The organism is Pseudomonas sp. SDO5522_S412 (genome assembly GCF_054071215.1).
In genome coordinates, this window is the sequence record NZ_JBSVWQ010000055.1 from 1 (window position 1) to 26,348 (window position 26,348).

General features: G+C 61.6%; 26 protein-coding genes. 10 read left to right on the forward strand and 16 right to left on the reverse strand.

Annotated elements, in window-relative coordinates:
* Positions 1–84 precede the first annotated feature (84 nt).
* Positions 85–411, reverse strand: a complete 327-nt coding sequence (locus ACW9I6_RS14215; RefSeq protein WP_003215457.1) for a DUF1820 family protein — start codon at positions 409–411, stop codon at positions 85–87.
* Positions 412–543: 132 nt separating this feature from the next.
* On the opposite strand from ACW9I6_RS14215, the gene miaB reads away from it, so the two are divergent.
* The 5 genes from miaB to lnt all read left to right on the forward strand — a co-directional run bounded on the left by miaB (position 544) and on the right by lnt (position 5,954).
* Complete coding sequence (miaB, locus tag ACW9I6_RS14220; RefSeq protein ID WP_102369960.1) at positions 544–1,869, forward strand: tRNA (N6-isopentenyl adenosine(37)-C2)-methylthiotransferase MiaB; 1,326 nt, start codon at positions 544–546, stop codon at positions 1,867–1,869.
* Between the two features lie 218 nt (positions 1,870–2,087).
* Positions 2,088–3,089, forward strand: a complete 1,002-nt coding sequence (locus ACW9I6_RS14225; protein ID WP_003215453.1) for a PhoH family protein — start codon at positions 2,088–2,090, stop codon at positions 3,087–3,089.
* Positions 3,082–3,555 (forward strand): rRNA maturation RNase YbeY, encoded by a 474-nt coding sequence (gene ybeY, locus ACW9I6_RS14230; RefSeq protein ID WP_003215452.1) that lies wholly within the window; start codon positions 3,082–3,084, stop codon positions 3,553–3,555. The genes ACW9I6_RS14225 and ybeY overlap by 8 nt, the downstream gene beginning before the upstream one ends.
* A gap of 27 nt (positions 3,556–3,582) precedes the next feature.
* Entirely contained in the window at positions 3,583–4,422 is an 840-nt protein-coding gene (locus tag ACW9I6_RS14235; protein WP_003215451.1) for an HlyC/CorC family transporter, read from the forward strand.
* A gap of 8 nt (positions 4,423–4,430) precedes the next feature.
* Positions 4,431–5,954 (forward strand): apolipoprotein N-acyltransferase, encoded by a 1,524-nt coding sequence (gene lnt, locus ACW9I6_RS14240; protein ID WP_178912204.1) that lies wholly within the window; start codon positions 4,431–4,433, stop codon positions 5,952–5,954.
* 123 nt (positions 5,955–6,077) lie between these two features.
* Here lnt and ACW9I6_RS14245 read toward each other — a convergent pair whose 3' ends face one another.
* Together ACW9I6_RS14245 and ACW9I6_RS14250 are read right to left on the reverse strand one after the other, a co-directional pair.
* The gene (locus ACW9I6_RS14245) at positions 6,078–6,839 is read right to left on the reverse strand and encodes a YdcF family protein (RefSeq protein WP_008436576.1); all 762 of its coding nucleotides are present in this window, start codon (positions 6,837–6,839) and stop codon (positions 6,078–6,080) included.
* A gap of 103 nt (positions 6,840–6,942) precedes the next feature.
* Complete coding sequence (locus tag ACW9I6_RS14250) at positions 6,943–7,260, reverse strand: hypothetical protein (protein ID WP_008436575.1); 318 nt, start codon at positions 7,258–7,260, stop codon at positions 6,943–6,945.
* Between the two features lie 261 nt (positions 7,261–7,521).
* Here ACW9I6_RS14250 and leuS point away from each other — a divergent pair, with 261 nt between their 5' ends.
* From leuS to ACW9I6_RS14275, 5 genes are all read left to right on the forward strand, one after another.
* Positions 7,522–10,128, forward strand: coding sequence for a leucine--tRNA ligase (gene leuS, locus ACW9I6_RS14255; protein WP_457339465.1), 2,607 nt, complete (start codon positions 7,522–7,524; stop codon positions 10,126–10,128).
* A gap of 90 nt (positions 10,129–10,218) precedes the next feature.
* Positions 10,219–10,824, forward strand: a complete 606-nt coding sequence (locus ACW9I6_RS14260; protein WP_008436571.1) for an LPS-assembly lipoprotein LptE — start codon at positions 10,219–10,221, stop codon at positions 10,822–10,824.
* Positions 10,825–10,863: 39 nt separating this feature from the next.
* Positions 10,864–11,901 carry a DNA polymerase III subunit delta gene (holA, locus tag ACW9I6_RS14265; RefSeq protein WP_008436560.1) on the forward strand — a complete coding sequence of 346 codons (1,038 nt, stop codon included), beginning with the start codon at positions 10,864–10,866 and terminating at the stop codon, positions 11,899–11,901.
* A gap of 84 nt (positions 11,902–11,985) precedes the next feature.
* The gene (gene arfA / locus ACW9I6_RS14270; protein ID WP_003176285.1) at positions 11,986–12,150 is read left to right on the forward strand and encodes an alternative ribosome rescue factor ArfA; all 165 of its coding nucleotides are present in this window, start codon (positions 11,986–11,988) and stop codon (positions 12,148–12,150) included.
* A 61-nt stretch (positions 12,151–12,211) separates the two neighbouring features.
* Positions 12,212–13,537 (forward strand): lytic murein transglycosylase, encoded by a 1,326-nt coding sequence (locus ACW9I6_RS14275; RefSeq protein ID WP_003215443.1) that lies wholly within the window; start codon positions 12,212–12,214, stop codon positions 13,535–13,537.
* A gap of 133 nt (positions 13,538–13,670) precedes the next feature.
* Here ACW9I6_RS14275 and ACW9I6_RS14280 read toward each other — a convergent pair whose 3' ends face one another.
* The 13 genes from ACW9I6_RS14280 to ACW9I6_RS14340 all read right to left on the reverse strand — a co-directional run bounded on the left by ACW9I6_RS14280 (position 13,671) and on the right by ACW9I6_RS14340 (position 26,240).
* Positions 13,671–14,606, reverse strand: coding sequence for a S66 peptidase family protein (locus ACW9I6_RS14280; RefSeq protein ID WP_177021489.1), 936 nt, complete (start codon positions 14,604–14,606; stop codon positions 13,671–13,673).
* A 233-nt stretch (positions 14,607–14,839) separates the two neighbouring features.
* Positions 14,840–15,859, reverse strand: a complete 1,020-nt coding sequence (gene lipA / locus ACW9I6_RS14285; RefSeq protein WP_003215441.1) for a lipoyl synthase — start codon at positions 15,857–15,859, stop codon at positions 14,840–14,842.
* A 2-nt stretch (positions 15,860–15,861) separates the two neighbouring features.
* A complete protein-coding gene (gene lipB, locus ACW9I6_RS14290; RefSeq protein WP_003215439.1) occupies positions 15,862–16,509 on the reverse strand; it encodes a lipoyl(octanoyl) transferase LipB in 648 nt (215 codons plus the stop codon).
* Positions 16,509–16,784, reverse strand: coding sequence for a DUF493 domain-containing protein (locus tag ACW9I6_RS14295; protein WP_003215438.1), 276 nt, complete (start codon positions 16,782–16,784; stop codon positions 16,509–16,511). Before ACW9I6_RS14295 ends, lipB begins: the two co-directional genes overlap by 1 nt.
* An 84-nt stretch (positions 16,785–16,868) precedes the next feature.
* Positions 16,869–18,026 carry a D-alanyl-D-alanine carboxypeptidase family protein gene (locus ACW9I6_RS14300; protein ID WP_003215437.1) on the reverse strand — a complete coding sequence of 386 codons (1,158 nt, stop codon included), beginning with the start codon at positions 18,024–18,026 and terminating at the stop codon, positions 16,869–16,871.
* Between the two features lie 185 nt (positions 18,027–18,211).
* Positions 18,212–19,210 carry a septal ring lytic transglycosylase RlpA family protein gene (locus ACW9I6_RS14305; RefSeq protein ID WP_003215436.1) on the reverse strand — a complete coding sequence of 333 codons (999 nt, stop codon included), beginning with the start codon at positions 19,208–19,210 and terminating at the stop codon, positions 18,212–18,214.
* The gene (gene mltB, locus ACW9I6_RS14310) at positions 19,210–20,223 is read right to left on the reverse strand and encodes a lytic murein transglycosylase B (RefSeq protein ID WP_003215435.1); all 1,014 of its coding nucleotides are present in this window, start codon (positions 20,221–20,223) and stop codon (positions 19,210–19,212) included. The genes ACW9I6_RS14305 and mltB overlap by 1 nt, the downstream gene beginning before the upstream one ends.
* A gap of 17 nt (positions 20,224–20,240) precedes the next feature.
* Positions 20,241–21,344, reverse strand: a complete 1,104-nt coding sequence (gene rodA, locus ACW9I6_RS14315) for a rod shape-determining protein RodA (protein ID WP_050442794.1) — start codon at positions 21,342–21,344, stop codon at positions 20,241–20,243.
* A gap of 31 nt (positions 21,345–21,375) precedes the next feature.
* A complete protein-coding gene (mrdA, locus tag ACW9I6_RS14320; protein ID WP_003215433.1) occupies positions 21,376–23,274 on the reverse strand; it encodes a penicillin-binding protein 2 in 1,899 nt (632 codons plus the stop codon).
* 15 nt (positions 23,275–23,289) lie between these two features.
* Positions 23,290–23,757, reverse strand: a complete 468-nt coding sequence (gene rlmH / locus ACW9I6_RS14325; protein ID WP_003185785.1) for a 23S rRNA (pseudouridine(1915)-N(3))-methyltransferase RlmH — start codon at positions 23,755–23,757, stop codon at positions 23,290–23,292.
* 9 nt (positions 23,758–23,766) lie between these two features.
* The gene (gene rsfS / locus ACW9I6_RS14330; protein ID WP_003215432.1) at positions 23,767–24,261 is read right to left on the reverse strand and encodes a ribosome silencing factor; all 495 of its coding nucleotides are present in this window, start codon (positions 24,259–24,261) and stop codon (positions 23,767–23,769) included.
* Positions 24,262–24,330: 69 nt separating this feature from the next.
* Entirely contained in the window at positions 24,331–24,975 is a 645-nt protein-coding gene (nadD, locus tag ACW9I6_RS14335) for a nicotinate-nucleotide adenylyltransferase (RefSeq protein ID WP_003215431.1), read from the reverse strand.
* A complete protein-coding gene (locus ACW9I6_RS14340) occupies positions 24,975–26,240 on the reverse strand; it encodes a glutamate-5-semialdehyde dehydrogenase (protein ID WP_003215430.1) in 1,266 nt (421 codons plus the stop codon). The genes nadD and ACW9I6_RS14340 overlap by 1 nt, the downstream gene beginning before the upstream one ends.
* Positions 26,241–26,348: the final 108 nt, after the last annotated feature.

A 26,348-nucleotide genomic window follows, 5' to 3' on the forward strand; every position in this document is an offset into this window, starting at 1 on the left:
CACATTCGACTGCATTCCAAAGGTGGAACTCGGTCGAATGTGAGAGCGGGCTTGCTCGCGAAGGGGTCGGCGCGGTGTTAAGCCTTACTTCTCAGGCATCGGCATCGGAAACGGCATGACATTGCTCATGCCCCGGGCCTCGCTGATTTTCGGCGTGCCCAGGCGCTCGACTTCGTCGATGCGCACGATCGAATGCATCGGCACAAAACTGCGCACCACGCCTTCGAACTGAGCCTTGAGTTTTTCCTCGCCCGGGTCGACGACCAGCTGCGTGCGCTCGCCAAAGACGAACTCTTCCACTTCCAGGAAGCCCCACAGATCACTTTGATAGATCTGCTTGGCGTACATTTCGAACACCTGGCCCTGGTTAAGGAAAATCACCTTGTAGATTGGAGCTTCACGTTTGGTCATGGTGGGCGGGTAACACATCGGGGGATATAAAAGAGGGCGCGAACTATAGCATGGCGTCCGATGCACAGTGCTAGGAACCTATCGGCATGCCCCCTATAATGCGCGGTTCTTTACCACCAGTTGACGATCCCCATGGCCAAGAAGCTTTACATCGAAACCCACGGTTGCCAGATGAACGAGTACGACAGCTCGCGCATGGTCGATCTGCTGGGTGAACATCAGGCCCTGGAAGTCACCGCTCGCGCTGAAGACGCCGATGTGATCCTGCTCAATACGTGCTCGATCCGCGAGCGGGCCCAGGACCGGGTCTACTCGCAGCTGGGCCGCTGGCGTGAACTGAAACTGGCCAACCCGGACATGGTGATCGCCGTCGGTGGTTGCGTGGCCAGCCAGGAAGGCGCCGCCATTCGCGACCGCGCACCGTACGTCGACGTGGTCTTCGGCCCGCAGACCCTGCACCGCCTGCCGGAAATGATCGACGCCGCGCGCATCACCAAGCTGCCGCAAGTCGACGTCTCGTTCCCGGAAATCGAAAAATTCGACCATTTGCCCGAGCCGCGCATCGACGGCCCAAGCGCTTATGTGTCGGTAATGGAAGGCTGCAGCAAGTACTGCACCTTCTGCGTGGTGCCATACACCCGCGGCGAAGAAGTCAGCCGCCCGTTCGACGACGTGCTGGCAGAGATCATTCACTTGGCCGAGAACGGCGTGCGTGAAGTGACCCTGCTGGGACAAAACGTCAACGGCTACCGTGGCCAGACCCACGACGGACGCCTGGCGGACCTCGCGGAGTTGATCCGCGTAGTGGCCGCCGTCGACGGGATCGAGCGGATTCGCTATACCACTTCGCACCCGCTGGAGTTCTCCGACAGCCTGATCCAGGCCCACGCCGAAGTGCCGGAGCTGGTCAAGCACCTGCACTTGCCGGTGCAATCGGGCTCGGACCGCATTCTCTCGGCGATGAAGCGCAACCACACCGCCCTGGAATACAAATCCAAATTGCGCAAATTGCGTGCGGCGGTGCCGGGGATCTGCATCAGCTCGGACTTTATCGTCGGCTTCCCGGGCGAGACCGAGAAAGACTTCCAGCAGACCATGAAGTTGATTGAAGACGTCGGCTTCGACTTCTCCTACTCCTTCGTCTACAGCCAGCGCCCGGGCACCCCCGCGGCAGACCTGCTCGACGAAACCCCGGAAGCGTTGAAGAAGGAGCGTTTGAACGCCCTGCAACATCGCCTCAACCAACAGGGTTTCGAGATCAGCCGACAGATGGTGGGCTCGACCCAGCGCATCCTGGTGACCGACTACTCGAAAAAAGACCCTGGCGAATTGCAGGGCCGGACCGAGAACAACCGGATCGTCAACTTCCGCTGTGATAATCCGACGCTGATCGGGCAGTTCGCCGACGTGCACATCGACGCGGCACAACCGCACTCGCTGCGCGGTTCGCTGGTGTAACAATAATTCGACCACCGGGAACCAATGTGGGAGCGGGCTTGCTCGCGAAGGCGGTGTATCAGGCAACGAACAGGCTGACTGCCCCATCGCATTCGCGAGCAAGCCCGCTCCCACATTAGAACGGTGCCAGCTTCGGGATATATAAGTGCTTTCGCACGCAGCCTGCTGGCGTTATCCTTGATTTCATCTTAATTGCCCCAGGGCGGCTAAAAACGACCTTGAACGCACCCATAGAACCACATCGTTTCCTCCTCGAGCCCTTTGAGGCTCGCCGTTTCGCCAATCTGTGCGGACAGTTCGACGAGCACCTGCGCCTGATCGAACAACGCCTGAGCATCGAGATCCGCAACCGCGGCAATCAATTCGAGCTGATTGGTGAACCCCAGCACACCACCTCGGCAGAAAACCTTCTGCGCCGCCTCTACCGGGAAACCAAAGGTAGCGAGCTGTCGCCGGAAACGGTGCACCTGTACCTGCAGGAATCCGCCGTGGAGGACCTGGCCAACAACCCGGTAGCCGAAGCCAGCGTCGCGTTGCGCACCAAGAAAGGCATGATTCGCCCTCGCGGCTTGAACCAGCAGCGCTACGTCAAAGAGATCCTGGGCAACGACATCAACTTCGGCATCGGCCCTGCCGGTACCGGCAAGACCTACCTGGCCGTGGCCTGCGCGGTCGACGCCCTGGAGCGCGAGCAGGTGCGACGCATCCTGCTGGTGCGTCCGGCGGTGGAAGCCGGCGAGAAGCTGGGCTTTTTGCCCGGCGACCTGGCCCAGAAGATCGACCCGTACCTGCGCCCGCTCTACGACGCGCTCTACGAGATGCTCGGCTTCGAATACGTGGCCAAGCTGATCGAGCGCCAGGTGATCGAGATCGCCCCGCTGGCCTACATGCGTGGCCGTACGCTGAACAACAGCTTCATCATTCTCGACGAAAGCCAGAACACCACCGTTGAGCAGATGAAGATGTTCCTGACCCGGATCGGTTTCGGCTCCACCGCCGTGATCACCGGCGACGTCACCCAGGTCGACCTGCCCAAAGGCACCAAGTCGGGCCTGGCCCAAGTGATCGACGTACTCAAGGACGTGCCGGGGATCAGCTTCACGCACTTCATGCCCAAAGACGTGGTACGTCACCCGTTGGTGCAGCGCATTGTCGAAGCCTACGAGCGCTTCGAACACCGCGACGACCAACCGGCCAAGGACACTCGCCGCGATGCTTGAGCTTGACCTGCAGCTGGCCACCGAAGCGCCCGCCCCCAGCGAAGAACAGTTCCGCCAGTGGTGCACCCTGGCCCTGCGCCAGCGCACCGCCGACTCGGAGCTGACCATTCGCCTGGTGGACGAGCCCGAAGGCCGTGAACTGAATCACACCTGGCGACAAAAAGACTACGCGACCAACGTGCTGTCGTTTCCCGCCGACGTACCCGATGAGCTGCTGGATATCCCGTTGCTGGGCGACCTGGTGATCTGCGTCGAAGTGGTCGAGCGTGAAGCAAAGGAACAGGGCAAGGAACTTGAGGCCCATTGGGCCCATCTAGTCATCCACGGCTGCTTGCATCTCTTGGGTTACGACCATATAGACGATGACGAAGCCGAAGAAATGGAAGCACTGGAACGAACGTTGCTTGCAGAACTGGGTCATCGTGACCCGTATGCAGACGACGAAATTGCAACTACACCTAACTGAAACAATAAAGGATTTAGAGTAATCGCTATGAGCGAAGACCGATCGAGCAACGGGCAAAAGTCATGGCTGGGGAAACTCACCCAGGCCTTTGCCCACGAGCCGAAAAACCGCCAGGAGCTGCTGGAGCTGCTGCGCGAGGCGCATCAGAACAAGTTGCTGGACAGCGAAGCGCTGGCCATCGTCGAAGGCGCCATCCAAGTAGCTGACCTGCAAGTACGGGACATCATGGTTCCGCGCTCGCAGATGGTCAGCATCAAGGCGACCCAGACCCCTCGAGAATTCCTCCCGGCCGTGATCGACTCGGCGCACTCGCGCTACCCGGTGATCGGCGAAAGCCATGACGACGTCATGGGCGTCCTGCTGGCCAAGGACCTGCTGCCGCTGATCCTCAAGGAGAACGGCGACAGCTTCAACATCAAGGACCTGCTGCGTCCTGCCACCTTCGTCCCTGAATCCAAGCGCCTGAATGTGCTGTTGCGCGAATTTCGTGCGAACCACAATCACATGGCCATCGTGATTGACGAATACGGCGGTGTGGCCGGCCTCGTGACCATCGAAGACGTGCTGGAACAGATCGTCGGTGACATCGAAGACGAACACGATGTGGAAGAAGACAGCTACATCAAGCCGCTGCCCAGCGGTGACTTCCTGGTCAAGGCCCTGACGCCGATCGAGAACTTCAACGAGTTCTTCGACAGCGAATTCTCCGACGATGAATTCGACACGGTTGGCGGCCTGGTGATGAGTGCGTTCGGGCACCTGCCCAAGCGTAACGAGACCACGGAAATCGGTGCCTATCGCTTCCGCATCCTGAATGCCGACAGCCGCCGTATTCACTTGATCCGTTTGACACCTATTGCCCGCTAAGGACTGACATGCGCCGTATGATTGCACCCGGCTGGCCCGGTAACTTGCTGGCCGTGGTGGCCGGCGCCATCACCACCCTGGCGCTGGCGCCGTTCGACCTCTGGCCGTTTGCGCTGGTGGCGGCCGGGTTCTTTTATGCGGGATTGCGTGAACTGACACCGCGCCAGGCCTTGTGGCGCGGCTGGTGTTTCGGTTTCGGCCTGTTTGGCGCCGGTACCAGCTGGATCTACTACAGCATTCACCACTTCGGCGGCGCTTCGGTGCTGCTGGCGGGCATGCTGATGCTGGCGTTTACGGCGGCCATTGCCTGGTTCTTTGCCCTGCCCGCCTGGCTGTGGGCGCGCTGGCTGCGCCGCAACGAAGCGCCACTGGCCGATGCCCTGGCCTTCGCGGCCTTGTGGGTTGGACAGGAAGCGTTTCGCGGCTGGTTCCTCACCGGTTTTCCCTGGCTCTATTCCGGTTACAGCCAGCTCGACGGTCCTCTCACCGGCCTCGCGCCGCTGGGCGGGATGTGGCTGATATCCTTTGCCCTGGCGCTGACCGCCGCACTGATCTGCAACCTGCCGCGTCTGCTGGCGGCTAAGCGCAACCTGTTCATCGGTGCCGGCTTGCTGTTGTTGGTGGCGCCATGGGCCATCGGCCTGGCACTCAAGCATCATGCATGGACCACCCCCGCCGGCGCGCCGCTGACCGTGGCCGCCGTCCAGGGCAACGTCGAACAAAGCATGAAGTGGGACCCCGAGCAGTTGAATGCGCAGCTCACGCTGTACCGCGACATGAGCTTCAGCTCCAAGCCTGTCGACCTGCTGGTATGGCCGGAAACCGCCGTGCCGGTGCTCAAGGAATCCGTGGAGGGTTACCTGGGCATGATGGGCAAGTTCGCCGCTGACCGGCACACTGCGCTGATCACCGGTGTACCGATCCGCCAGGAAGTGCATCACCACAAGCGCTTCTTCAACGGCATCACGGTGGTGGGCGAAGGCGACGGCACCTACCTGAAGCAGAAGCTGGTGCCGTTTGGCGAGTACGTGCCGCTGCAGGACATGTTGCGCGGCTTGATCGCGTTCTTTGACCTGCCGATGTCGGACTTCGCCCGCGGGCCGTCCGACCAGGCTTTGCTGCAAGCCAAGGGCTATCAGATTGCGCCGTTCATTTGCTATGAAGTGGTGTACCCGGAGTTCGCCGCCGGCCTGTCGGCCCGCAGCGATTTGTTGCTGACCATCAGCAACGACACCTGGTTCGGCCGCTCCATCGGCCCGCTGCAACATTTGCAGATGGCCCAGATGCGCGCCCTGGAAGCCGGGCGCTGGATGATCCGCGCCACCAACAACGGCGTCACTGGCCTGATCAACCCGTACGGGCAGATCACCGTGCAGATCCCGCAGTTTGAACGCGGGATTCTCTACGGCGAGGTCGTGCCGATGCACAACCTCACCCCGTACTTGGAATGGCGTTCGTGGCCGTTGATCATCCTGTGCCTTGGCCTGTTTGGCTGGGCGCTGTTGGCGGGCCGGATGTCCAAAACGGTTTAAAAGAAATACTCGGACGACAATGTGGGAGCGGGCTTGCTCGCGAATGCGATCTGTCAGTTAAAGCACCAGTGACTGACACACTGTATTCGCGAGCAAGCCCGCTCCCACATTTGACCTGCGGTATTACCTGTAAAACATCCGGTAACCCACCTGCCCCACCGCCTCATTCAGCAACTGCCCGCTCTGCCATACCGACTTGAACTCCGGCATCCAGCCCCCCAATGGCCGGGCATTGTCCAAACCAAGAAACCCCACTGGCGCCGGAACAACCGTGAACCCGGCCTTTTCGAAGCTCCAGCGCGAGCGCGGCATATGCCAGGCCTGAGTCACGACCACCACACGCTTGATCCCCTGCGGCAGCAGAATCTCGGCACTCATCTGCGCGTTTTCCCACGTGGTACGGCTGCGCTCTTCCTTCCAGCGCACGCTCACGCCAAAGTCATCCTGCATCGATACCGCCATCAACTCCGCCTCGCTGGGCGGTGTGCCGTAGTGCAAGCCGCCGGTGGTCAGCACCGGCAAGCCCGAAGCCTTGGCCAGGCGGGCTGCATAGCGCTGGCGCTCAAGACCGATACCCGTCGGCTGATCGGAGCCCCACGCCGGATCCCCGCGCTCACGCCCCGAGCCCAACACCACGATGGCATCAGCCCGCTGCGCCAGGGTCGCCCATTCATCACGGGCCAGAGGCGGCTCGGTCTCCAAGGCCTTTGCGCCCCATTGAACCGCCACCGGCAGGCTCATCAGCCACATCCCGCCAAACCCCAGGGCAAAGCACACGGCCGCCAGCCGCGGTCGGCTGCGACGAAACCACCAGGCAAGGGCCAGCAACAGCAACAGGATGCCGGGCGGCAACAACAATTGTTTAATGAAATAGCGAATAGGCATCGGGCATCTCCAAAGATGCCCGAAGCCTAAGGTGTAACGGGGTTAAGCGACAATCTTTACAGGAACAGACGCTGAGAAGGCTACAGATCACTAACGCGGTACTTCACTTGAAACGCACGGACCGGAGTTTTTCCGGGCTGCGACCGGCCGAAAAATCCTTGAGCCATACCACCTTGGCCGATCGCGAAAACTCCTGAGCTGGCGGGGAGGCCATGCCATGGGACGCGCGATGCTCATTCAATTCCAGATACACCCTGATCACGTCCAGCTCTGCCTGGCTCAAGCCACGCAGTTCCAACTCCAGAGGCCGTTCATCACACAATCGGCCTGCGGTTTTTGCTGCATCCAGTGCTCGACCCAAACGGTCGATCAGTCCTTCGTACACCTGCGGTTTCGTTAAAGTTCGCTGCGAATCAACCATCCCTCACCTCATTGAAGATAAGACTCACTCCCCACTAAACAGCGTAGTCCTGCTTGCCCTGCCTGCCTGGCGCCGCGACCAACGGCCTCGGCGGCGCAATCAGGGTTTCCCTCGATAGAGTGGGGTCATGTATGCTACGGCGCTTCCTGTAACTCCACTTCCCGCAGGGTTTGGGCACGGACGCGCCGCTTTTTGGTGTCGATCAACCTGAACGTTGCACCGAAGAGGATTAGGCCACCCCTATTCAGTTCAAAAGTAGCCATGCACGAACAATATCAGCCCCGTGAAATAGAAAATGCCGCCCAGTCGTTCTGGGATGAGCAAAAGTCCTTTGAAGTCAGTGAACAGCCAGGCAAGGAGACTTTCTATTGCCTATCGATGTTCCCTTACCCCAGCGGCAAGCTACACATGGGGCATGTGCGCAACTACACCATCGGCGACGTCATCTCCCGCTACCAGCGCATGCTGGGCAAGAACGTCCTGCAACCCATGGGTTGGGACGCCTTCGGCATGCCGGCGGAAAACGCCGCGATGAAGAACAACGTAGCGCCCGCCAAGTGGACCTACGAAAACATCGCCTACATGAAGACCCAGCTGCGCAGCCTGGGCCTGGCGGTGGACTGGTCCCGCGAGGTGACCACCTGCAAGCCTGATTACTACCGCTGGGAACAATGGCTGTTCACTCGCCTGTTCGAAAAAGGCGTGATCTACAAGAAGAGCGGCACCGTGAACTGGGACCCGGTGGACCAGACCGTACTGGCCAACGAACAAGTGATCGACGGCCGCGGCTGGCGTTCCGGCGCGCTGATCGAAAAGCGCGAAATCCCGATGTACTACTTCAAGATCACCGCCTACGCGGATGAACTCCTGTCGAGCCTCGACGATTTGCCGGGCTGGCCCGAGCAGGTCAAGACCATGCAACGCAACTGGATCGGCAAGTCCCGTGGCATGGAAGTGCAGTTCCCCTACAACGTCGACTCCATCGGCGCAGAAGGTGTACTGAAAGTCTTCACCACCCGTCCGGACACCCTGATGGGCGCGACCTACGTCGCCGTGGCCGCCGAACACCCGCTGGCCACCCAGGCCGCACAGAACAACTCTGAGCTGCAGGCGTTCATCGCCGAATGCAAGGGCGGCAGCGTCGCCGAAGCCGACGTCGCCACCCAGGAGAAAAAAGGCCTGCCGACCTCGTTGTTCGTCGAGCACCCATTGACCGGCGAGAAGCTGCCGGTGTGGGTCGCCAACTACGTGCTGATGCACTACGGTGATGGCGCAGTAATGGCTGTGCCGGCCCACGACGAGCGCGATTTCGAATTCGCCGTCAAATACAACTTGCCGATCAAGTCAGTGGTGCGCACCAGTTCGGGCGACACCAACCCGGCTCCGTGGCAGGACGCGTACAACGAACACGGCACACTGATCAATTCCGGCGAGTTCGACGGCCTGGATTTCGAAGGCGCCTTCGACGCCATCGAAGTGGCGCTGATCAAGAAAAACCTCGGTGCCTCGCGCACCCAGTTCCGCCTGCGTGACTGGGGCATCAGCCGCCAGCGCTACTGGGGCTGCCCGATCCCGATCATCCACTGCGAAACCTGCGGTGACGTGCCGGTACCGGAAGACCAACTGCCGGTCGTATTGCCCGAAGACGTGGTGCCGGACGGTGCTGGCTCGCCATTGGCGCGCATGCCCGAATTCTACGAGTGCACCTGCCCGAACTGCGGTGCCCCGGCCAAACGCGAAACCGACACCATGGACACCTTCGTGGAGTCTTCGTGGTACTACGCCCGCTACGCCTCGCCGCACTATGAAGGCGGCCTGGTGGAAAAATCCGCGGCCGACCATTGGCTGCCGGTAGACCAGTACATCGGCGGTATCGAACACGCCATCCTTCACCTGCTGTACGCGCGCTTCTTCCACAAGCTGATGCGTGATGAAGGCCTGGTGAGTTCCGACGAGCCGTTCAAGAACCTGCTGACCCAGGGCATGGTGATTGCCGAGACTTATTACCGCCGCGAAGCCAATGGCGCCTATACCTGGTTCAACCCGGCAGATGTCGAGCTGGAGCGTGACAGCAAGGCCAAGGTGATCAGCGCCAAGCTGAAATCCGACGGCCTGCCGGTGGAAATCGGCGGCACCGAGAAGATGGCCAAGTCGAAGAACAACGGCGTCGACCCACAGTCGATGATCGACCAGTTCGGCGCGGACACCTGCCGCCTGTTCATGATGTTCGCCTCGCCGCCTGACATGAGCGCGGAATGGTCGGACTCCGGCGTCGAAGGTTCGCATCGCTTCCTCAAGCGCGTCTGGCGCCTGGCGCACGCCCATGTCAGCCAAGGCTTGCCGGGCAAGCTGGACGTGGCGGCCCTGAGCGATGAGCAAAAAGTCATTCGCCGCAGCACCCACCTGGCCATCAAGCACGCCAGCCAGGACGTGGGCCAGCACCACAAATTCAACACCGCCATCGCCCAGGTGATGACGCTGATGAACGTGCTGGAGAAAGCGCCGCAGGCCACCGAACAGGACCGCGCACTGGTACAGGAAGGCCTGGAAACGGTCACCCTGCTGCTGGCGCCGATCACGCCACACATCAGCCACGAACTGTGGAACCAGTTGGGCCACAGCGGTGCCGTCATCGATGCCGGCTGGCCGGTACAGGATGACAGCGCCCTGGTACAGGACACGCTGCAACTGGTGATTCAGGTCAACGGCAAGCTGCGTGGCCAGATCGACATGCCGGCCAGCGCCAGCCGTGAAGACGTCGAAGCCGCCGCCCGTATCAATGAGAACGTGCTGCGCTTCACCGAAGGCCTGACGATCCGCAAAGTGATCGTGGTGCCCGGCAAACTGGTCAATATCGTCGCTAGCTAATCGGATCGGGCGCCGAGGGAATAACCCTGGCGCCGAACAAAACCTCCAGGGCCTCGATAAGGCCCACATGGTTTCAAGGGGAGCATCAAAATGATCAAACGCAATCTGCTGGTTATGGGCCTTGCCGTGCTGCTGAGCGCTTGCGGCTTCCAGCTGCGCGGCACCGGCACCACCGAACTGGCGATCAAGGAACTGGACGTCACCGCCCGCAACTCCTACGGCGAGACCGTGCAACAGCTGCGCCAGGTCCTGGAAAACAGTGGCGTCAAAGTCTATTCAGGCGCGGCTTACAAACTGAACCTGGTGGATGAAAAAGAAGAGCAGCGCAGCCTCAGCTACGCCAGCGCCGGGCGTGCTTCGGACATTGAGCTGAGCACCACGCTCTTCTTCGAAATCCAGGGCCATGACCACCTGCCGCTGATGGGCGACAAGATCCAGATACAGAAAGTCGTGAGCCACGACGGCAACAACCTGGTGGGTTCGGACTCCGAAACCATCCAGGTGCGCAAGGAAATGCGTCGTGAACTGGTGCAGCGCATGGTCCTGCGCCTGCAACTGATCACGCCGGAGCAACTGGATAAGCTGCAGCAAACCGCGGATGCCAAGGCCAAGGCAGATGCCGATGCGCTGAAAGCGGCGCAAGAGTATGAAGACAGCCAACCTAAACAGTCGCCTGTCGAAGTTCCTGTCGAGTAAGCCAGACGGGGCGCCCCAGGCGCCCCGTTCGCCCTGCCTATGAAACTCGCCCCCGCCCAACTCGCCAAGCACCTGCAAGGCAGCCTTGCGCCCGTCTACATCGTCAGCGGTGATGACCCGCTGCTGTGCCAGGAGGCTGCGGACGCAATTCGCACCGCAGCCCGCCAACAGGGCTTCGATGAACGCCAGGTATTCAGCGCCGACGCCAGTTTCGACTGGGGTACGCTGCTGCAAGCCGGGGCGAGCATGTCGCTGTTCGCCGAAAAACGCCTGCTGGAACTGCGCCTGCCTTCGGGCAAGCCCGGCGACAAAGGCGCGGCGGCTTTGATGGAATACTGCGCACGCCCTGCCGAAGACACGCTGCTGCTGATCAGCCTGCCCAAGCTCGATGGCAGTGCGCAGAAAACCAAGTGGGGCAAGGCGCTGGTGGAAGGTGGCCAGACTCAGTTCATACAGATCTGGCCGGTGGACAGCAGCCAACTGCCGCAGTGGATTCGTCAGCGCCTGTCGCAATCAGGGCTGAGTGCCAGCCAGGATGCGGTGGAGCTGATCGCGGCGCGGGTGGAAGGCAACCTGTTGGCCGCCGCCCAGGAAATCGAAAAGCTCAAGCTGATGGCCGAGGGTGGCCAGATCACCGTCGAAACCGTGCAAGGCGCCGTGGCGGACAGCGCGCGCTTTGACGTATTTGGCCTGGTGGATGCCATCCTCAACGGCGAACCCGCCCACGCCCTGCGCATGCTCGAAGGGCTGCGCGGCGAAGGCGTCGAGCCGCCGGTGATTCTCTGGGCCCTGGCGCGAGAATTACGGCTGCTGGCCAATATTGCCCTGCAGTACAGCCAGGGCATCCCACTGGACAAGGCCTTCAGCCAGGCGCGACCACCGGTATGGGACAAGCGCAAACCACTGATCAGCAAAGCCCTGCAACGGCACTCGGCGCAACGCTGGGCGCAATTGCTGCTGGAGGCCCAGCGCATTGACGCGCAGATCAAGGGCCAGGCGGCTGGATCGCCGTGGATGAGCCTGAGTCGTTTGTCACTTTTGATGTCAGGACAGCGCTTGGCGCTGCCTGCTGAATAGTCCTACGTATCGCTGGGCTGGACAGAATCCAAACTTCGGCAGATGATTCGCACCGCATCATCAACCCGCCAGAGAGTACCCATCATGAGCAAAAAGCCATCAAAGCATGGCCCCAACAAGGCCAAATCCATCATCGCCCAGCCGTTGTTCCGCAGTCGCCAGGAACGAGCCGGCAAAGGCAAAGGCAGCTACCGCCGCGAAGCCTTCCAGTCTAATAGCTGGGAGGCTTCTTACTTTCTGGCTGCCTGAAGGCAAGCGCCCCTCCGGCATGATAAGGTCTGTACCTGATTCGTATTCCCTGGACCTGTGCATGCCCTCTAGTCTTTCCCGTCGTTGGCACCTTCGCCAACTGATCGCTGCCTCCAGCCTCATTCTGTTAGTCGCCTGCGCGGAAAAACCCACCGCTGCCGATGCCCAACCCCTGCCCCCGCTCCAGACTGCACCGGTAGCTGCGCCTGCCGTCGTTGCGCCACTGGTGGCAGACAATCTTGATATCCAGCCGACCCAGACCTTTGCCGAATGGCAGGCGGGGTTTCGCGTGGAAGCCTTGAAGGCCGGTATCACGCCGCAGGTTTTCGACACGGCCTTTGCCAATGTCGTACCCGACATGGCGGTGATCCGCGCCGACCGCAGCCAGCCGGAGTTCTCCCGGCCGGTATGGGAATACCTCGATGGCGCGCTGTCGCCGCTGCGGGTGCGCAATGGCCAATCGCTGCTGGTGAAGTATGCCGACATTCTGCAACGCATTGAGGACCGTTACGGCGTCGACCGCCAGGCGCTGGTCTCGGTGTGGGGCATGGAGAGTAACTTCGGCCAATTCCAAGGCAACAACTCGGTGATCCGCTCACTGGCGACCCTGGCCTATGAAGGCCGTCGCCCGGCCTTCGCCCAGGCGCAGCTGCTGGCGGCGCTGCAAATCATCCAGCATGGCGATATCGCCGCCGACCAGATGAAAGGCTCCTGGGCCGGGGCCATGGGCCAGACCCAGTTCATCCCGACCACCTATAACACCCACGCCGTAGACTTCGACGGTGACGGCCGCCGCGATATCTGGAACAGCCCGGCCGACGCCCTCGCCTCCACCGCGCACTACCTGCAAAGCTCCGGCTGGCAGAAAGGCCAGCCCTGGGGCTTCGAGGTGCAGCAACTGCCGTTGAATTTTGATTACGCCCTGGCCGATGGCAGCGTACGCAAGACCGTTGGCGAGTGGCTGAAACTGGGAATCCAGGTGCCGCCGGGCGCCAGTGTCCCGGCCAACGTCGACCAGCTTTCCGCCGCCCTGTTGCTGCCGGCCGGCTATCGTGGCCCGGCGTTCCTGGTGCTGGATAACTTCCGCGCGATCCTCAAGTACAACAACTCGTCGTCCTACGCGTTGGCAGTTGGCTTGTTGTCGGAACGCTTCGGGGGCGGTGGCTTGATTCGTGGGAGCTGGCCGAAAGATGAGCTGCCGTTGACTCGCTCGCAGCGAATTGACTTGCAGACGGTGCTCAGTGCCAATGGTTACGACGCAGGCAACCCGGACGGGATCATCGGTGCGAATACCCGCAAGGCAATTCGTGCCGCGCAGCAGTCCCTGGGCTGGCCGGCGGATGGGTATCCGACGGTGAAGTTGCTGGAGTCGCTGCAAAGCCGATAGATCGGCGTATGGCTGCTACCGCATTCGCGAGCAAGCCCGCTCCCACATTTTGACCGTGCACTTCCTGAAGGAACGCGATCGAAATGTGGGAGCGGGCTTGCTCGCGAAGAGGCCTTTATCGGCGCTACAAAGTTCAGGCCTTGAACACCACATCCTGTTCCAACACCAACCGCCTCTCCCCCGCATCCAGCCGCACCCTGGCGCCCAACGGCAAGGTCAGGTTCGGGTTGCAGTGCCCGCTGCGCCAGCCGGACAGCACAGGAATGCACAACGGCTCGAAGGTCTGCTTCAGCAAGCGCTCAAGCGCAAGGCTATCAACCCCAGCCACATCCCCCACCACCACGCCCGCCACCTGGGCCAGCTTGCCCGCCAGGCGCAAATGGGTGAGCAACCGGTCAATGCGGTACAACGGCTCGTTCACGTCTTCGATAAACAGAATGATGCCCTCGGCATCAATCTCGTAAGCCGTGCCCATCACTGCTGCGATCATCGATAGATTGCCGCCCAGCAGCCGCCCACAGGCGATGCCTGGCTCGACGGTGGTCAGCGGGTAGGCCACAGGGTGAGCCAGCTGGCTACCGGCTTTCACTTGCCCACGCAGCATGCTGAACAGCGACGACTCGGTAGGCTGTTGCTTTTCACCTAACAGGTCAGCGTTGAACATCGGACCATGGAAGGTGACGAAACCGGCATACCGGTTGATCGCCAGGTGCAGGGCGGTGATATCGCTGTAGCCTACGAATGGCTTGGGGTTGGCCCGGAGCAGGTCAAAGTCCAGGCGGTCCAGCAGGCGTGGCGTGCCGTAGCCGCCGCGCAGGCAGAAAATCGCGTCGATGGTCGAATCGGCGAACGCCGCGTGCAGGTCATCAAGGCGTACCTCATCACTGCCGGCCAGATAGCCATCACGCTGGCTCACGCCCGGAAAGATCCGCAGTGTGTAGCCCCGGGCGCGCATCCATTGCGTGGCCGTGTCGATATCCAGCTCGGCCGGCCCGGCAGGGGCAATCAGTCCGATCACGCCTTCGGCGCGCAGCGCAGGTACCGCACAAGTGGTCAATTGAGTCGTCATCCATGGTTCTCCTCGTGTGGATTGCCCAAGGCACTCTAAACAGCAATGGTTGCAAACAGAAGAGGAAGAGTCAGTAGCAAATGTGGGAGCGGGCCTGGGTGGGAGCGGGCTTGCTCGCGAAGACGGTCAGTCAGTCACCGGACAGGTCAACTGATCCAACGCATTCGCGAACAAGCCCGCTCCCACTCAAGCCGGCTCCCACATGGGTCCTGCAGTGTCCGGCGTTCCGCGTATCAGGACACCAGGCTGGCCTTGACCAGTTTCGCCTGCTCGTCGGCGTGGTACGAGGAACGTACCAGCGGGCCGGAAGCGACGTTCTTGAAGCCCATCTTGTAGCCTTCTTCGGCAAACCAGGCGAACACATCCGGGTGCACGAAGCGCTGTACCGGCAAGTGGCTGCGGGACGGCTGCAGGTACTGGCCGAGGGTCAGCATGTCGATGTCGTGTTCGCGCATGCGCTTCATGACTTCGATGACTTCTTCGTCGGTTTCGCCCAGGCCCAGCATCAGGCCGGATTTGGTCGGAATGTGCGGCATCATCTGCTTGAATTTCTGCAGCAGGGTCAGCGACCACTGGTAGTCCGAACCCGGACGCGCAGCCTTGTACAGGCGCGGTACGGTTTCCAGGTTGTGGTTGAACACGTCAGGCGGCTCGGCGGCAGTGATTTCCAGCGCCACGTCCATACGGCCACGGTAGTCCGGCACCAGGGTCTCGAGCATCACGTTCGGCGACAGCTTGCGGATCTCGCGGATGCAGTCGGCAAAGTGCTGGGCACCGCCGTCACGCAGGTCGTCACGGTCTACCGAGGTAATCACGACATACTTGAGTTTCAGGTCGGCGATGGCGATGGCCAGGCTTTCCGGCTCGTTGACGTCCAGTGGCTTCGGCCGGCCGTGACCAACGTCGCAGAACGGGCAACGACGGGTGCAGATGTCACCCATGATCATGAAGGTCGCGGTGCCACCGGAGAAGCACTCGCCCAGGTTCGGGCAGGACGCTTCTTCGCACACGCTGTGCAGCTTGTGTTTGCGCAGCAGGGCCTTGATGCGGTCGACTTCCGGCGAAACCGGGATACGCACGCGAATCCAGTCAGGCTTTTTCGGCAGTTCGGTGGTCGGAATGATCTTCACCGGGATGCGTGCAACCTTCTCGGCGCCGCGCAGCTTGACGCCGGCTTCTACCTTGGCACGCGGGGCCGGACGCTCGGTAACATCCAGCGTCGGGATCATGGTTTGCACTGCATCAGTAGTCATAATCAGTCGATTCCGCCCGTTAGGGTCGTCTGCTCAGCATAGTCGAGGTGTTTGACGAGCTGCGCGCGCAGCCGGGCACTTACCTCGGCAAATTCTAGTGGTGTTGCGTGATCGCTCAACTGGGTCATCGCCAAACCGGCGTAGCCGCAGGGATTGATCCGTCGAAACGGCGCCAGGTCCATGTCCACATTCAAGGCCAGGCCATGAAAGGAACAACCGTGGCGAATCCGCAAGCCCAGGGAGGCGATTTTCGCGCCATCAACATAAACCCCCGGTGCATCCGGCTTGGCCGCCGCGGTCACACCGTAGCTGGCAAGCAGCTCGATCAGGCATGACTCCATGCGACTGACCAGCTCACGTACGCCAAAACCCAGCCTGCGCACGTCCAGCAACAGATAAGCCACCAATTGACCTGGGCCATGGTAAGTCACCTGCCCGCCGCGGTCGACCTGCACCACCGGGATTTCTCCCGGCAGCAGCAAATGCTCGGCCTTGCCGGCCTGGCCCTGGGTGAAAACCGGCGGGTGCTCCACCAGCCAGATTTCATCCGGGGCTTCAGTGCCGCGCTCGTTGGTGAACCGCTGCATGGCGTGCCACACCGGTTCGTAAGCCATTTGGCCGAGCTCGCGAAAGCCCAGGGTCTGTGACATCACAACACCATGTGCACGAAGCCGGTAGCCCGCAGTTCGCTGTTGATGTTGTAGAGCTGGTCCTGGTCAGTCGCCACGATGTGCAACTGAATAGTGGTGTACTTGCCGTTGGTGCTTTGACGCTCATCCACACGGTCATGGTTGATCGTTGCGTGCTTCTTGACGATCTCGATGATCTTGTCCTTGTTGCCCACGCCCGTATCGCTGATCACCTTGACGGGATAGTCCACGTTTGGGAATTCGATCTTTGGCGCCTTTACTTCGGTATCGGTCATGGCGTAACGGCCTCGTAAGCGTAAGCCGTGGCGACGGGCATAACCCCGCGCCGGATCAGCGCGGGGTCATGCAGGTGCACACTATCAGTTGAACAAGCTGTAGAAGAATAGACGGATGCTATCCCACACGCGTCGGAAGATACCACCTTCGTCGACGGCGTCCAGAGCGATCAGATCGGCGCTGTGCACCACCTTGTCGTCCAGCTTCACTTCGACTTTACCAATCACATCGCCCTTGGCGATCGGTGCGACCAGTTGCGGGTTCATGGTCATGCTGGCAACCAGCTTCTTGAGCTGGCCTTTAGGCATGGTCAGGGTCAGGTCTTCAGCCAGGCCGGCCTTGACTTGATGGGTCGCGCCTTTCCACACAGGGGCTTGAGCCAGCTCGGTGCCTTTCTGGTAGAAGGTCTGGGTTTCGAAGAAGCGGAAGCCATAGGTCAGCAGCTTTTGCGTCTCGGCCGCACGGGCCTGCTCGCTGTTGGTACCGAATACCACGGCAATCAGGCGCTGGCCGTCACGGACAGCGGACGACACCATGCAGTAGCCGGCTTCTTCGGTGTGGCCGGTTTTCAGGCCATCGACAGTCTTGTCACGCCACAGCAACAGGTTGCGGTTAGGCTGCTTGATGTTGTTCCAGAAGAACTCTTTCTGGGAGTAGATCGCGTAGTGCACCGGGTCGACACGAATGATCGCGCGAGCCAGGATCGCCATGTCGTGAGCCGACGAGTAGTGCTCAGGGTTCGGCAGGCCGGTCGGGTTCATGAAGTGGCTGTTGGTCATGCCCAGGTCGGCCACGGTTTTGTTCATCATGTCGGCGAACGCATCTTCGCTGCCGGCGATGTGCTCGGACAGGGCTACGCTGGCGTCGTTACCCGACTGGATGATGATGCCGTGCAGCAGGTCGCTGACGGTCACTTGCGAACCGACCTTGATGAACATCCGCGAACCGCCGGTGCGCCAGGCGTTTTCGCTGACGGTCACCGGATCGTTTTCGCCGATCTGGCCGCGACGGATTTCCAGGGTCGCGATGTAGGCGGTCATCAGCTTGGTCAGGCTGGCTGGGGGCAGGCGCTGGTCACCGTTGTTCTCCACCAGCACGTTGCCGCTGGCGGCGTCCATCAGGACCCAGGCCTTGGCAGCCAGTTGCGGGGAAGCTGGCACCATTTCAACCGCCCAGGCGGCCGGGGTGATGATCAGCGAAAGAAGCAGGCACGTGCGTTTGGCTAAGGTGGTGATGTTCATCCGTCTCTCGAAATTGCTTATGGAAACTTGCCCTCGCGGGCAAAACTATTCAGACAGCCCGTCGCCAGACTGTCGCGTGTTCGGTTGCATGCCCACCCCTTGCCCCTGGGTTTTTATTGTTCAACGAGCCAACAACCAGGGCTCAAACCCGCATGCGAGCCTGAGCCATCAATCCTTTGTACTGCTTACTCGGCGGTGACCACGCTGGGTTGCCCCAGGTTGGCCAGGCGCACGCTGTTCTGCACTTGCGCAACTTCACTCGGCGAGCCGATCGGCCCCATGCGCACACGGTGCAGGGTCTGCTGGTTACGCACAATAGAGCTGATAAAGACTGGCGCGCTGACCATCCCGCTGAGCTTGGACCTTAGCAGCTCTGCCGCGTCCGGGTTGGCGAAAGCGCCGACCTGCAGGTACTGGCCGCCCACGGTAGAGGCTCCCGGCGCTGCATGCGGAATGACCACCGTGTCCGGGGCGTGCTGCGCCGGCGGCGGGGTCCACTGTTCGATCTTGCCGGCCGAGGCCGTGACTTGCGGTTGCGGGGTTTGCGGTTCGTTGAGCATCAACGGCGCCGGCTTGCCACGCTGGGCCCAGTACTGGGCCGGGTCGATACCTTCGACCTTCACCCGGGCGGTGCCGATTTCGGCATACCCGAGTTTCTTGGCGGCGGCGTAGGACAAGTCGATGATCCGGTCCGAATAGAACGGCCCACGGTCATTGACCCGCAGGATTACCGAGCGGTTGTTGTCCAGGTTGGTCACGCGTACATAGCTGGGCAGCGGCAGGGTCTTGTGCGCCGCGCTCATGCCGTACAGGTCATAGACTTCGCCGTTGGCGGTGTTCTGGCCGTGGAACTTGGTCCCGTACCAGGACGCCGTACCTGATTGCACGTAGGTCTTGGAGTCTTGCAGCGGGAAGTAGTTTTTGCCCAGCACGGTATAGGGGTTGGCCTTGTAAGGGCCGGTGTGCAGGGTCGGCGTGGCATCCGGGATCTTCGAAACATCCACATCCCACCACGGCGCGCCGTCTTTGTGGGCGCGGTTGATATCCAGCCCCGGCTGGGAGCGGATCGCCGTGCCTGCGGTTTTTTGCACCGGTGCACGACTGGTGGAACAACTGACCACCAATAACGACAATGCGGCGTACGCCAACAGCTTCAGGGGTTTGTACATCGGTGATACCGGCATTACTTGACGCCCCGTGCTTGGACCAGCATGTCTGACAGTTGATGCACGGCCATGGCGTACATCACGCTGCGGTTATAACGCGTGATTGCGTAGAAATTCTTCAGGCCCATCCAGTATTCGGGGCCATTTTCGCCTTCGAGGCGGAACGCCGTCACCGGCATATCATCGCGTGGCGCATTCTGACTCGACCAGCCCAGCGCCCGCAACTCCCCGACCGTCTTGACCGGCTCGATACCCTGGGTCAGGCCTTCATCGGCGCGCTCACCGGTCACATCGGCTCGAATCACCACCGGCTCGCCGGCTACCCAGCCGTGGCGCTTGAAGTAGCTGGCGACGCTGCCGATGGCGTCATCGGGGTTGCTCCAGATATTGATATGGCCGTCACCGTCGAAATCCACGGCGTAGGCGCGAAAGCTGCTCGGCATGAACTGCGGCAAGCCCATGGCGCCGGCGTAGGAACCCTTGAGCGTCAACGGGTCGACCTGCTCTTCACGGGCCAACAACAGGAACTCGCGCAGCTCTTTGCGGAAAAATTCGGCGCGCGGCGGGTAGTCAAAGCCCAGGGTCGACAAGGCGTCGATCACCCGGTAGCTGCCGGTGTTGCGGCCGTAGAAGGTTTCGATGCCGATGATTGCCACGATCACCTGGGCCGGTACGCCGTATTCCTGCTCGGCGCGGGCCAGCACCGCTTCGTGCTGGCGCCAGAAGTCCACGCCCCGCGCCACGCGGGCGTCGGTCAGGAACATCGGGCGATATTCCTTCCACTGCTTCACGCGCTCGGCGGGCCGGGAGATGGCGTCGAGAATCGCCTGCTTGCGCTGGGCCTCGCGGAACACGCCCATCAGCTGTTCACCGGCGAAACCATAGTCACGGGTCATCTCACCGACAAACTCGGCGACCTGGGGCGAACCGTCGTAGTCGCCGGCCTGCGCTTCCTGCACAGCGGCTCCCAGCAGGCCCAACAGGCCCATCCAGGACACGTGCCGGGCAGCCCAGCCGCGCATTACTTGCATTGACATCTTCACCTTATTCAAACCTGTGCGATCCACTTACGATGGGTATGGATCGACATCAAAACCCCAAACGCTGACAGCAATGTCACCAGCGAAGTTCCGCCGTAGCTAATGAACGGCAACGGCACCCCAACCACCGGCAACAGGCCACTGACCATACCGATGTTGACGAAAACGTAAACAAAAAACGTCATGGTGAGGCTGCCGGCGAGCAATTTGCCAAACAGGGTTTGCGCCTGGGCAGTAATCACCAGGCCGCGCCCGATCAGCAGCAAGTAAATCAGCAACAGTGCGCAGATGCCCACCAGGCCGAACTCCTCGCCCATCACCGCGATAATGAAGTCGGTGTGGCTTTCCGGCAAAAAGTCCAGGTGCGACTGGGTGCCCAGCAGCCAGCCCTTGCCGAATACGCCGCCGGAACCGATGGCCGCCTTGGACTGGATGATGTTCCAGCCGGTGCCCAGCGGATCGCTCTCCGGGTCGAGGAACGTGAGGATTCGCTGCTTCTGGTAGTCGTGCATGAAGAAGAACCACATGGCCACGGCCACCGGCACGGCGGCGGCCAGCACGCTGAGGATCCAGCGCCAGCGCAGCCCACCCATGAACAGCACGAACGCGCCGCCCGCCAGGATCAGCAGCGAGGTGCCGAGGTCGGGCTGGCGCACGATCAGGATGAACGGCACGCCGATCAATATCAGGCTGATGCCCACGTGCTTGAGCTGGGGCGGCAGTGTGCGTTTTGACAGGTACCAGGCGATGGTCGCCGGCATCAGGATCTTCATGAATTCCGACGGCTGGAAGCGAATCACCCCCGGGATGTTGATCCAGCGTGTCGCACCCATGGCGTTGTGGCCCATGACATCCACCACCACCAGCAGCAACACGCCGGCGACATACCCCAGCGGCACCCAGCGCGCCATGAAACGCGGCTCCAGCTGGGCGATCACCACCATCGACAACAGGCCCAGGCCAAACGACGACGCCTGTTTGATCAGCAAGTCCCAGTTCTTGCCACTGGCCGAATACAACACAAACAGGCTGCCGGCGGCCAGGGTCAGCAGCAGGATCAGCAACGGGCCATCAATGTGCATGCGCTGCAGCAAAGTGGCGCGGCGGCGCATCACATCCTCGCTGGAGAGGATGCGGTCAAAATTACTCTTCAAGGGCCGTAGCCTCCACACTGGATGGGGTGCCGCCATATTCGGGCTTGAGCTTGCCGTCTTCGGTCAACAGCCAGGCATCCATGATCTGCCGCACCACGGGCGCTGCTACGCCGGAACCGGATTCACCGTTCTCGACCATCACCGCCACGACGATCTTCGGGTTGTCGGCCGGAGCAAAGCCGACGAACAAGGCGTGGTCACGGTGGCGTTCCTGAACCTTGGAGCGGTCGTATTTCTCGCCCTGCTTGATCGCGACCACCTGGGCCGTACCGCTCTTGCCGGCAATCCGGTATTGCGCGCCGGCTGCCGCTTTACGAGCGGTACCCCGGGCGCCGTGCATCACTTGCTGCATGCCGTGGTTAACCTTGGTCCAGTCGGACGGGTCGCGCAGCACAATGTCGGGAATCGGGTTTTCGTCCACCGGGCGTTCGCCCTCGATGGTCTTGGCCAGGTGCGGGCGGTTCCACACACCCTTGTTGGCCACCAGTGCGGTGGCCTGGGCCAGTTGCAGCGGCGTGGCCTGCATGTAGCCCTGGCCGATCCCCAGGATCAGGGTTTCGCCCGGGAACCACGCCTGGCGCCGGGTCGCACGCTTCCACTCGCGGGACGGCATCAGGCCCGGGGACTCTTCGAACATGTCCAGGGAGACTTTCTGACCAAGGCCGAACTTGCCCATGTAGGCCGACAGCCGATCAATCCCCAGCTTGTGGGCCAGGTCATAGAAGTAGGTGTCGTTGGAACGCATGATCGCCGTATCCAGGTCCACATAACCGTCGCCGGTGCGGTTCCAGTTACGGTATTTGTGATCGTAGTTGGGCAGCATGTAGTAGCCGGGGTCGAACACCCGGCTCGATGCCGTGACCACGCCCGAGTCCAGGCCGGCAATCGCTACCGCCGGCTTGATGGTCGAGCCCGGCGGATACAGGCCGCGCAATACGCGGTTGAACAGCGGCCGGTCGATGGAATCACGCAGCTCGGCGTAGGCCTTGAAGCTGATCCCGGTGACAAACAGGTTGGGGTCAAAACTTGGCTGGCTAACCATCGCCAGCACTTCGCCAGTGCTCGGATCCAGTGCCACCACGGCACCCCGACGCCCGCCCAGGGCCATCTCCGCCGCTTCCTGCAACTTGATGTCCAGGCTCAGCACGATGTCCTTGCCGGGCACCGGGTCGGTACGCTTGAGCACCCGCAGCACGCGGCCACGGGCGTTGGTCTCGACTTCCTCGTAACCCACCTGGCCGTGCAGTTCCGGCTCGTAGAAACGCTCGATGCCGGTCTTGCCGATATGGTGGGTGCCGCTGTAGTTGACCGGGTCGAGGGTCTTCAGCTCTTTCTCGTTGATCCGGCCCATGTAGCCGACCGAATGCGCAAAGTGCGCCCCTTGCGGGTAGTGCCGCACCAACTGCGCCACCACTTCCACACCCGGCAGCCGGAACTGGTTCACCGCGATCCGGGCGATCTGCTCTTCGGTCAGCTCGAACAGGATCGGCACCGGCTCAAACGGCCGGCGCCCCTGTTTCATGCGCTTTTCGAAAATCACCCGGTCTTCCGGCGTCAGTTGCAGCACCTCGACGATCACATCGAGGATCTGCTGCCAGTCGCCGGAGCGTTCGCGGGTCATGCTCAGGCTGAAGCTGGGCCGGTTATCCGCTACCACCACGCCATTGCGGTCGAAAATCAGCCCACGGGTCGGCGGAATCGGCTGCACGTGCACCCGGTTGTTTTCCGACAATGTGGAGTGATAGTCGTACTGGATCACCTGCAGGAAATACAGGCGCGCAATCAGCACCCCCAGCAATGCCACCACCAAAATCGCGCCAAACACCACCCGCGCGCGTACAAGACGTGCGTCTTTCTCGTGGTCCTTGATGCGGATCGGCTGGGTCATCAGGCAGGGCGCAGATTATTTGTGGTAAGGGTGCCCGGACAGAACTGTCCAGGCGCGATACAGCTGTTCACCGATCAGAATTCTTACCAGCGGGTGCGGCAGTGTCAGGGGCGACAGCGACCAGCGCTGGTCCGCACGCGCGCACACTTCCGGCGCCAGCCCCTCGGGGCCGCCGACCATGAAGTTGACCGTGCGCGAATCCAGGCGCCAGCGATCCAGTTCCACCGCCAACTGCTCGGTGCTCCAAGGCTTGCCGTGCACTTCGAGGGTCACGATCCGCTCGTTGGGCCCGACCTTGGCCAGCATGGCTTCGCCTTCCTGACGGATAAAGCGGGCCACGTCGGCGTTCTTGCCCCGGGTATTGAGCGGTATTTCCACCAGTTCCAGCGCCAATTCGGATGGCAGGCGCTTGGCATATTCATGCCAGCCTTCTTCCACCCACTTGGGCATGCGTGAACCGACAGCGATCAGACGCAGGCGCACAGCCGTTCCTTATTCCTGGTCTTTGTTGAGCTTGTCGAAGTGCGCGTGGCCGACTTCAGGGCTGTGGTGCTTGCCATCGGCGGCACGGCTCTGCTCGGCGCCTTTCCACAGACGCTCCAGGTCGTAGAACTGACGGGCGTTGCTGGTCATCATGTGAACGATCACGTCGTCCATGTCCAGCAGTACCCAGTCGCTGTCGCCCTTGCCTTCTTCACCCAATGGCTTGACGCCCTGGGCTTTGACCGCTTCGCGAACCTTGTCCAGCATCGCGCCGATCTGGCGGTTGGAGGTACCGGTGGCGATGATCATGAAGTCGGTGATGCTCTGTTTGTCGCGCACGTCCAGGACCTGGATGTCCTGGGCCTTCACGTCTTCCAGGGCAGCCACGGCAACCTTCACCAGCTCTTCGCCGGCCAGCTCAGGGCCGGTGTGGGCTTCTACTGGCAGAGGAGCGCTCTTGAACGTGCCTTTGCGCTTAACTTTGCTTACGTCTTTGTTCGTCATATAAAACTCGTTTTGCTCGTATGTTCGGGCGCTCGCTGCACGACTGTTCGTGCGTTCAAGCGCGCCTTTTCAGTTCGACGCACGGTAAAGCCCGTGCGCATCGATGTAGGCCAGGACCGCGTCAGGCACCAGGAAACGTACCGACTTCCCGCTGGCCAGCAGTTGACGGATCTGGGTGGCAGACACCGCAAGCGGGGTTTGCCAGACGAATGCAATATTCCCGCTCGGCCCGGTCAGGGCCAAAGGGTCACTTACCGACCGCGCCGCCAGCAGGTTGCGCAAGGCATCCGGCGATTCTGCGTCGGCATCCGGGCGTTGCAGCACCAGGATGTGGCAATGCTGGAGCAACTCTTCCCAGCGATGCCAAGTGGGCAGGCCGCAAAACGCGTCCCAGCCCAAAAGTAGAAATAACTGGTCATCCGCGGCCAACTCGGCCCGCATCAGTTCCAGGGTGTCGACAGTGTAGGACGGTTTGTCGCGCTTGAGTTCGCGGTCGTCCACCACCAGCGGTGCAATGCCGGCCACAGCAAGGCGGACCATCTCCAGGCGCTGCTGCGCAGACACCTGCGGCGTATCGCGATGCGGCGGCCGGGCATTCGGTGCCAGGCGCAGTTCATCCAGCCCGAGGGCATCCGCGACTTCCAGTGCACTGCGCAAATGGCCGATGTGCACGGGGTCGAAGGTGCCGCCGAGCAGCCCGATGCGTTTACCCATCAAGTGCGCACATGACCGTCACCGAACACCACGTACTTCTCGCTGGTCAGCCCTTCCAGGCCAACCGGGCCGCGTGCGTGGAGCTTGTCGGTGGAGATACCGATCTCCGCCCCCAGGCCGTACTCGAAGCCGTCGGCAAAGCGCGTCGAGGCGTTGACCATCACCGAAGCGGAATCCACTTCGTTGAGGAAACGCCGGGCATCGCTGAAATGCTCGGTGACAATGGCGTCGGTGTGCTTGGAGCCGTATTGATTGATGTGTTCGATGGCCTGGTCCAGGTCGTCGACGATGCGGATCGACAGGATCGGCGCCGTGTATTCGGTGTACCAGTCCTGCTCGGTGGCCTCGATCACGTCGCTGCCGAGGATCGCCCGGGTACGCTCGCAACCACGCAGTTCAACGCCCTTGTCGCGGTAGATGGCAGCCAGCGGCGGCAGCACGCGATCGGCAATGCCGACGTGCACCAGCAGGGTTTCCATGGTGTTGCACGGGGCGTAGCGGTGAGTCTTGGCGTTGTCGGCAATGCGGATCGCCTTGTCGAGGTCGGCGGCGATGTCGATGAACACGTGGCAGACGCCGTCCAGGTGCTTGATAACTGGCACCTTGGCATCACGGCTCACGCGCTCAATCAGGCTCTTGCCGCCGCGCGGCACGATCACGTCAACGAATTCAGGCATGGTGATCAGCGCACCAACGGCAGCGCGGTCAGTGGTCTCGACCACTTGCACCACTTCGGCCGGCAGTTCGGCCACGGCCAGGCCCTGCTGAATGCACGCGGCGATGGCACGGTTGGAATTGATGGCCTCGGAACCGCCCCGCAGGATGGTGGCATTGCCGGACTTGAGGCACAGGCTTGCGGCGTCGATGGTCACGTTCGGGCGCGACTCATAGATGATGCCGATCACGCCCAGGGGCACGCGCATCTTGCCCACCTGGATACCCGATGGCAGGTAGCGCATGTCGCGGATTTCACCGATGGGGTCAGGCAGCTTGGCCACCTGACGCAAGCCTTCGATCATGTCGTCGATCCGCGCCGGCGTCAGCGCCAGGCGATCCAGCAATGCAGGCTCCAGGCCATTGGCGCGACCGTTGGCCAAATCCTGTTCATTGGCGGCGCTCAGCTCGGAGCGCGAAGCATCCAGAGCGTCGGCGGCTGCCAGCAAGGCGCGGTTCTTCTGCGCAGTGCTCGCACGGGCGATCAACCGCGAGGCCTGACGGGCAGCGCGACCCAGGCGGGTCATGTAGTCAAGAACGGACTCAGTCATGGTCTGGTGGGGTCTTGGCAAAGAGGAAAGCGGCAGATTATAGCTGTGACGCCGTCCTACGGACAGCGGTGAGGGGCGGATGGTCGAAATGAACTGTAAAAACCCGAC

Excerpts from the sequence above, each read along its gene's own strand:
- ACW9I6_RS14245 (WP_008436576.1), bottom strand. The coding sequence starts at position 6,839 with ATGCCTATTCGCTATTTCATTAAACAATTGTTGTTGCCGCCCGGCATC.
- ACW9I6_RS14295 (WP_003215438.1), bottom strand. The coding sequence starts at position 16,784 with ATGACCGATACCGAAGTAAAGGCGCCAAAGATCGAATTCCCAAACGTG.
- holA (WP_008436560.1), top strand. The coding sequence starts at position 10,864 with ATGAAACTCGCCCCCGCCCAACTCGCCAAGCACCTGCAAGGCAGCCTT.
- lnt (WP_178912204.1), top strand. The coding sequence starts at position 4,431 with ATGCGCCGTATGATTGCACCCGGCTGGCCCGGTAACTTGCTGGCCGTG.
- ACW9I6_RS14340 (WP_003215430.1), bottom strand. The coding sequence starts at position 26,240 with ATGACTGAGTCCGTTCTTGACTACATGACCCGCCTGGGTCGCGCTGCC.
- ACW9I6_RS14235 (WP_003215451.1), top strand. The coding sequence starts at position 3,583 with ATGAGCGAAGACCGATCGAGCAACGGGCAAAAGTCATGGCTGGGGAAA.
- ACW9I6_RS14300 (WP_003215437.1), bottom strand. The coding sequence starts at position 18,026 with ATGAACATCACCACCTTAGCCAAACGCACGTGCCTGCTTCTTTCGCTG.
- ACW9I6_RS14260 (WP_008436571.1), top strand. The coding sequence starts at position 10,219 with ATGATCAAACGCAATCTGCTGGTTATGGGCCTTGCCGTGCTGCTGAGC.
- leuS (WP_457339465.1), top strand. The coding sequence starts at position 7,522 with ATGCACGAACAATATCAGCCCCGTGAAATAGAAAATGCCGCCCAGTCG.
- ACW9I6_RS14215 (WP_003215457.1), bottom strand. The coding sequence starts at position 411 with ATGACCAAACGTGAAGCTCCAATCTACAAGGTGATTTTCCTTAACCAG.
- lipB (WP_003215439.1), bottom strand. The coding sequence starts at position 16,509 with ATGTCACAGACCCTGGGCTTTCGCGAGCTCGGCCAAATGGCTTACGAA.
- ACW9I6_RS14275 (WP_003215443.1), top strand. The coding sequence starts at position 12,212 with ATGCCCTCTAGTCTTTCCCGTCGTTGGCACCTTCGCCAACTGATCGCT.
- rodA (WP_050442794.1), bottom strand. The coding sequence starts at position 21,344 with ATGCGCCGCCGCGCCACTTTGCTGCAGCGCATGCACATTGATGGCCCG.
- rsfS (WP_003215432.1), bottom strand. The coding sequence starts at position 24,261 with ATGACGAACAAAGACGTAAGCAAAGTTAAGCGCAAAGGCACGTTCAAG.
- ybeY (WP_003215452.1), top strand. The coding sequence starts at position 3,082 with ATGCTTGAGCTTGACCTGCAGCTGGCCACCGAAGCGCCCGCCCCCAGC.
- nadD (WP_003215431.1), bottom strand. The coding sequence starts at position 24,975 with ATGGGTAAACGCATCGGGCTGCTCGGCGGCACCTTCGACCCCGTGCAC.
- mrdA (WP_003215433.1), bottom strand. The coding sequence starts at position 23,274 with ATGACCCAGCCGATCCGCATCAAGGACCACGAGAAAGACGCACGTCTT.
- ACW9I6_RS14305 (WP_003215436.1), bottom strand. The coding sequence starts at position 19,210 with ATGCCGGTATCACCGATGTACAAACCCCTGAAGCTGTTGGCGTACGCC.
- ACW9I6_RS14280 (WP_177021489.1), bottom strand. The coding sequence starts at position 14,606 with ATGACGACTCAATTGACCACTTGTGCGGTACCTGCGCTGCGCGCCGAA.
- lipA (WP_003215441.1), bottom strand. The coding sequence starts at position 15,859 with ATGACTACTGATGCAGTGCAAACCATGATCCCGACGCTGGATGTTACC.
- ACW9I6_RS14250 (WP_008436575.1), bottom strand. The coding sequence starts at position 7,260 with ATGGTTGATTCGCAGCGAACTTTAACGAAACCGCAGGTGTACGAAGGA.
- arfA (WP_003176285.1), top strand. The coding sequence starts at position 11,986 with ATGAGCAAAAAGCCATCAAAGCATGGCCCCAACAAGGCCAAATCCATC.
- mltB (WP_003215435.1), bottom strand. The coding sequence starts at position 20,223 with ATGCAAGTAATGCGCGGCTGGGCTGCCCGGCACGTGTCCTGGATGGGC.
- miaB (WP_102369960.1), top strand. The coding sequence starts at position 544 with ATGGCCAAGAAGCTTTACATCGAAACCCACGGTTGCCAGATGAACGAG.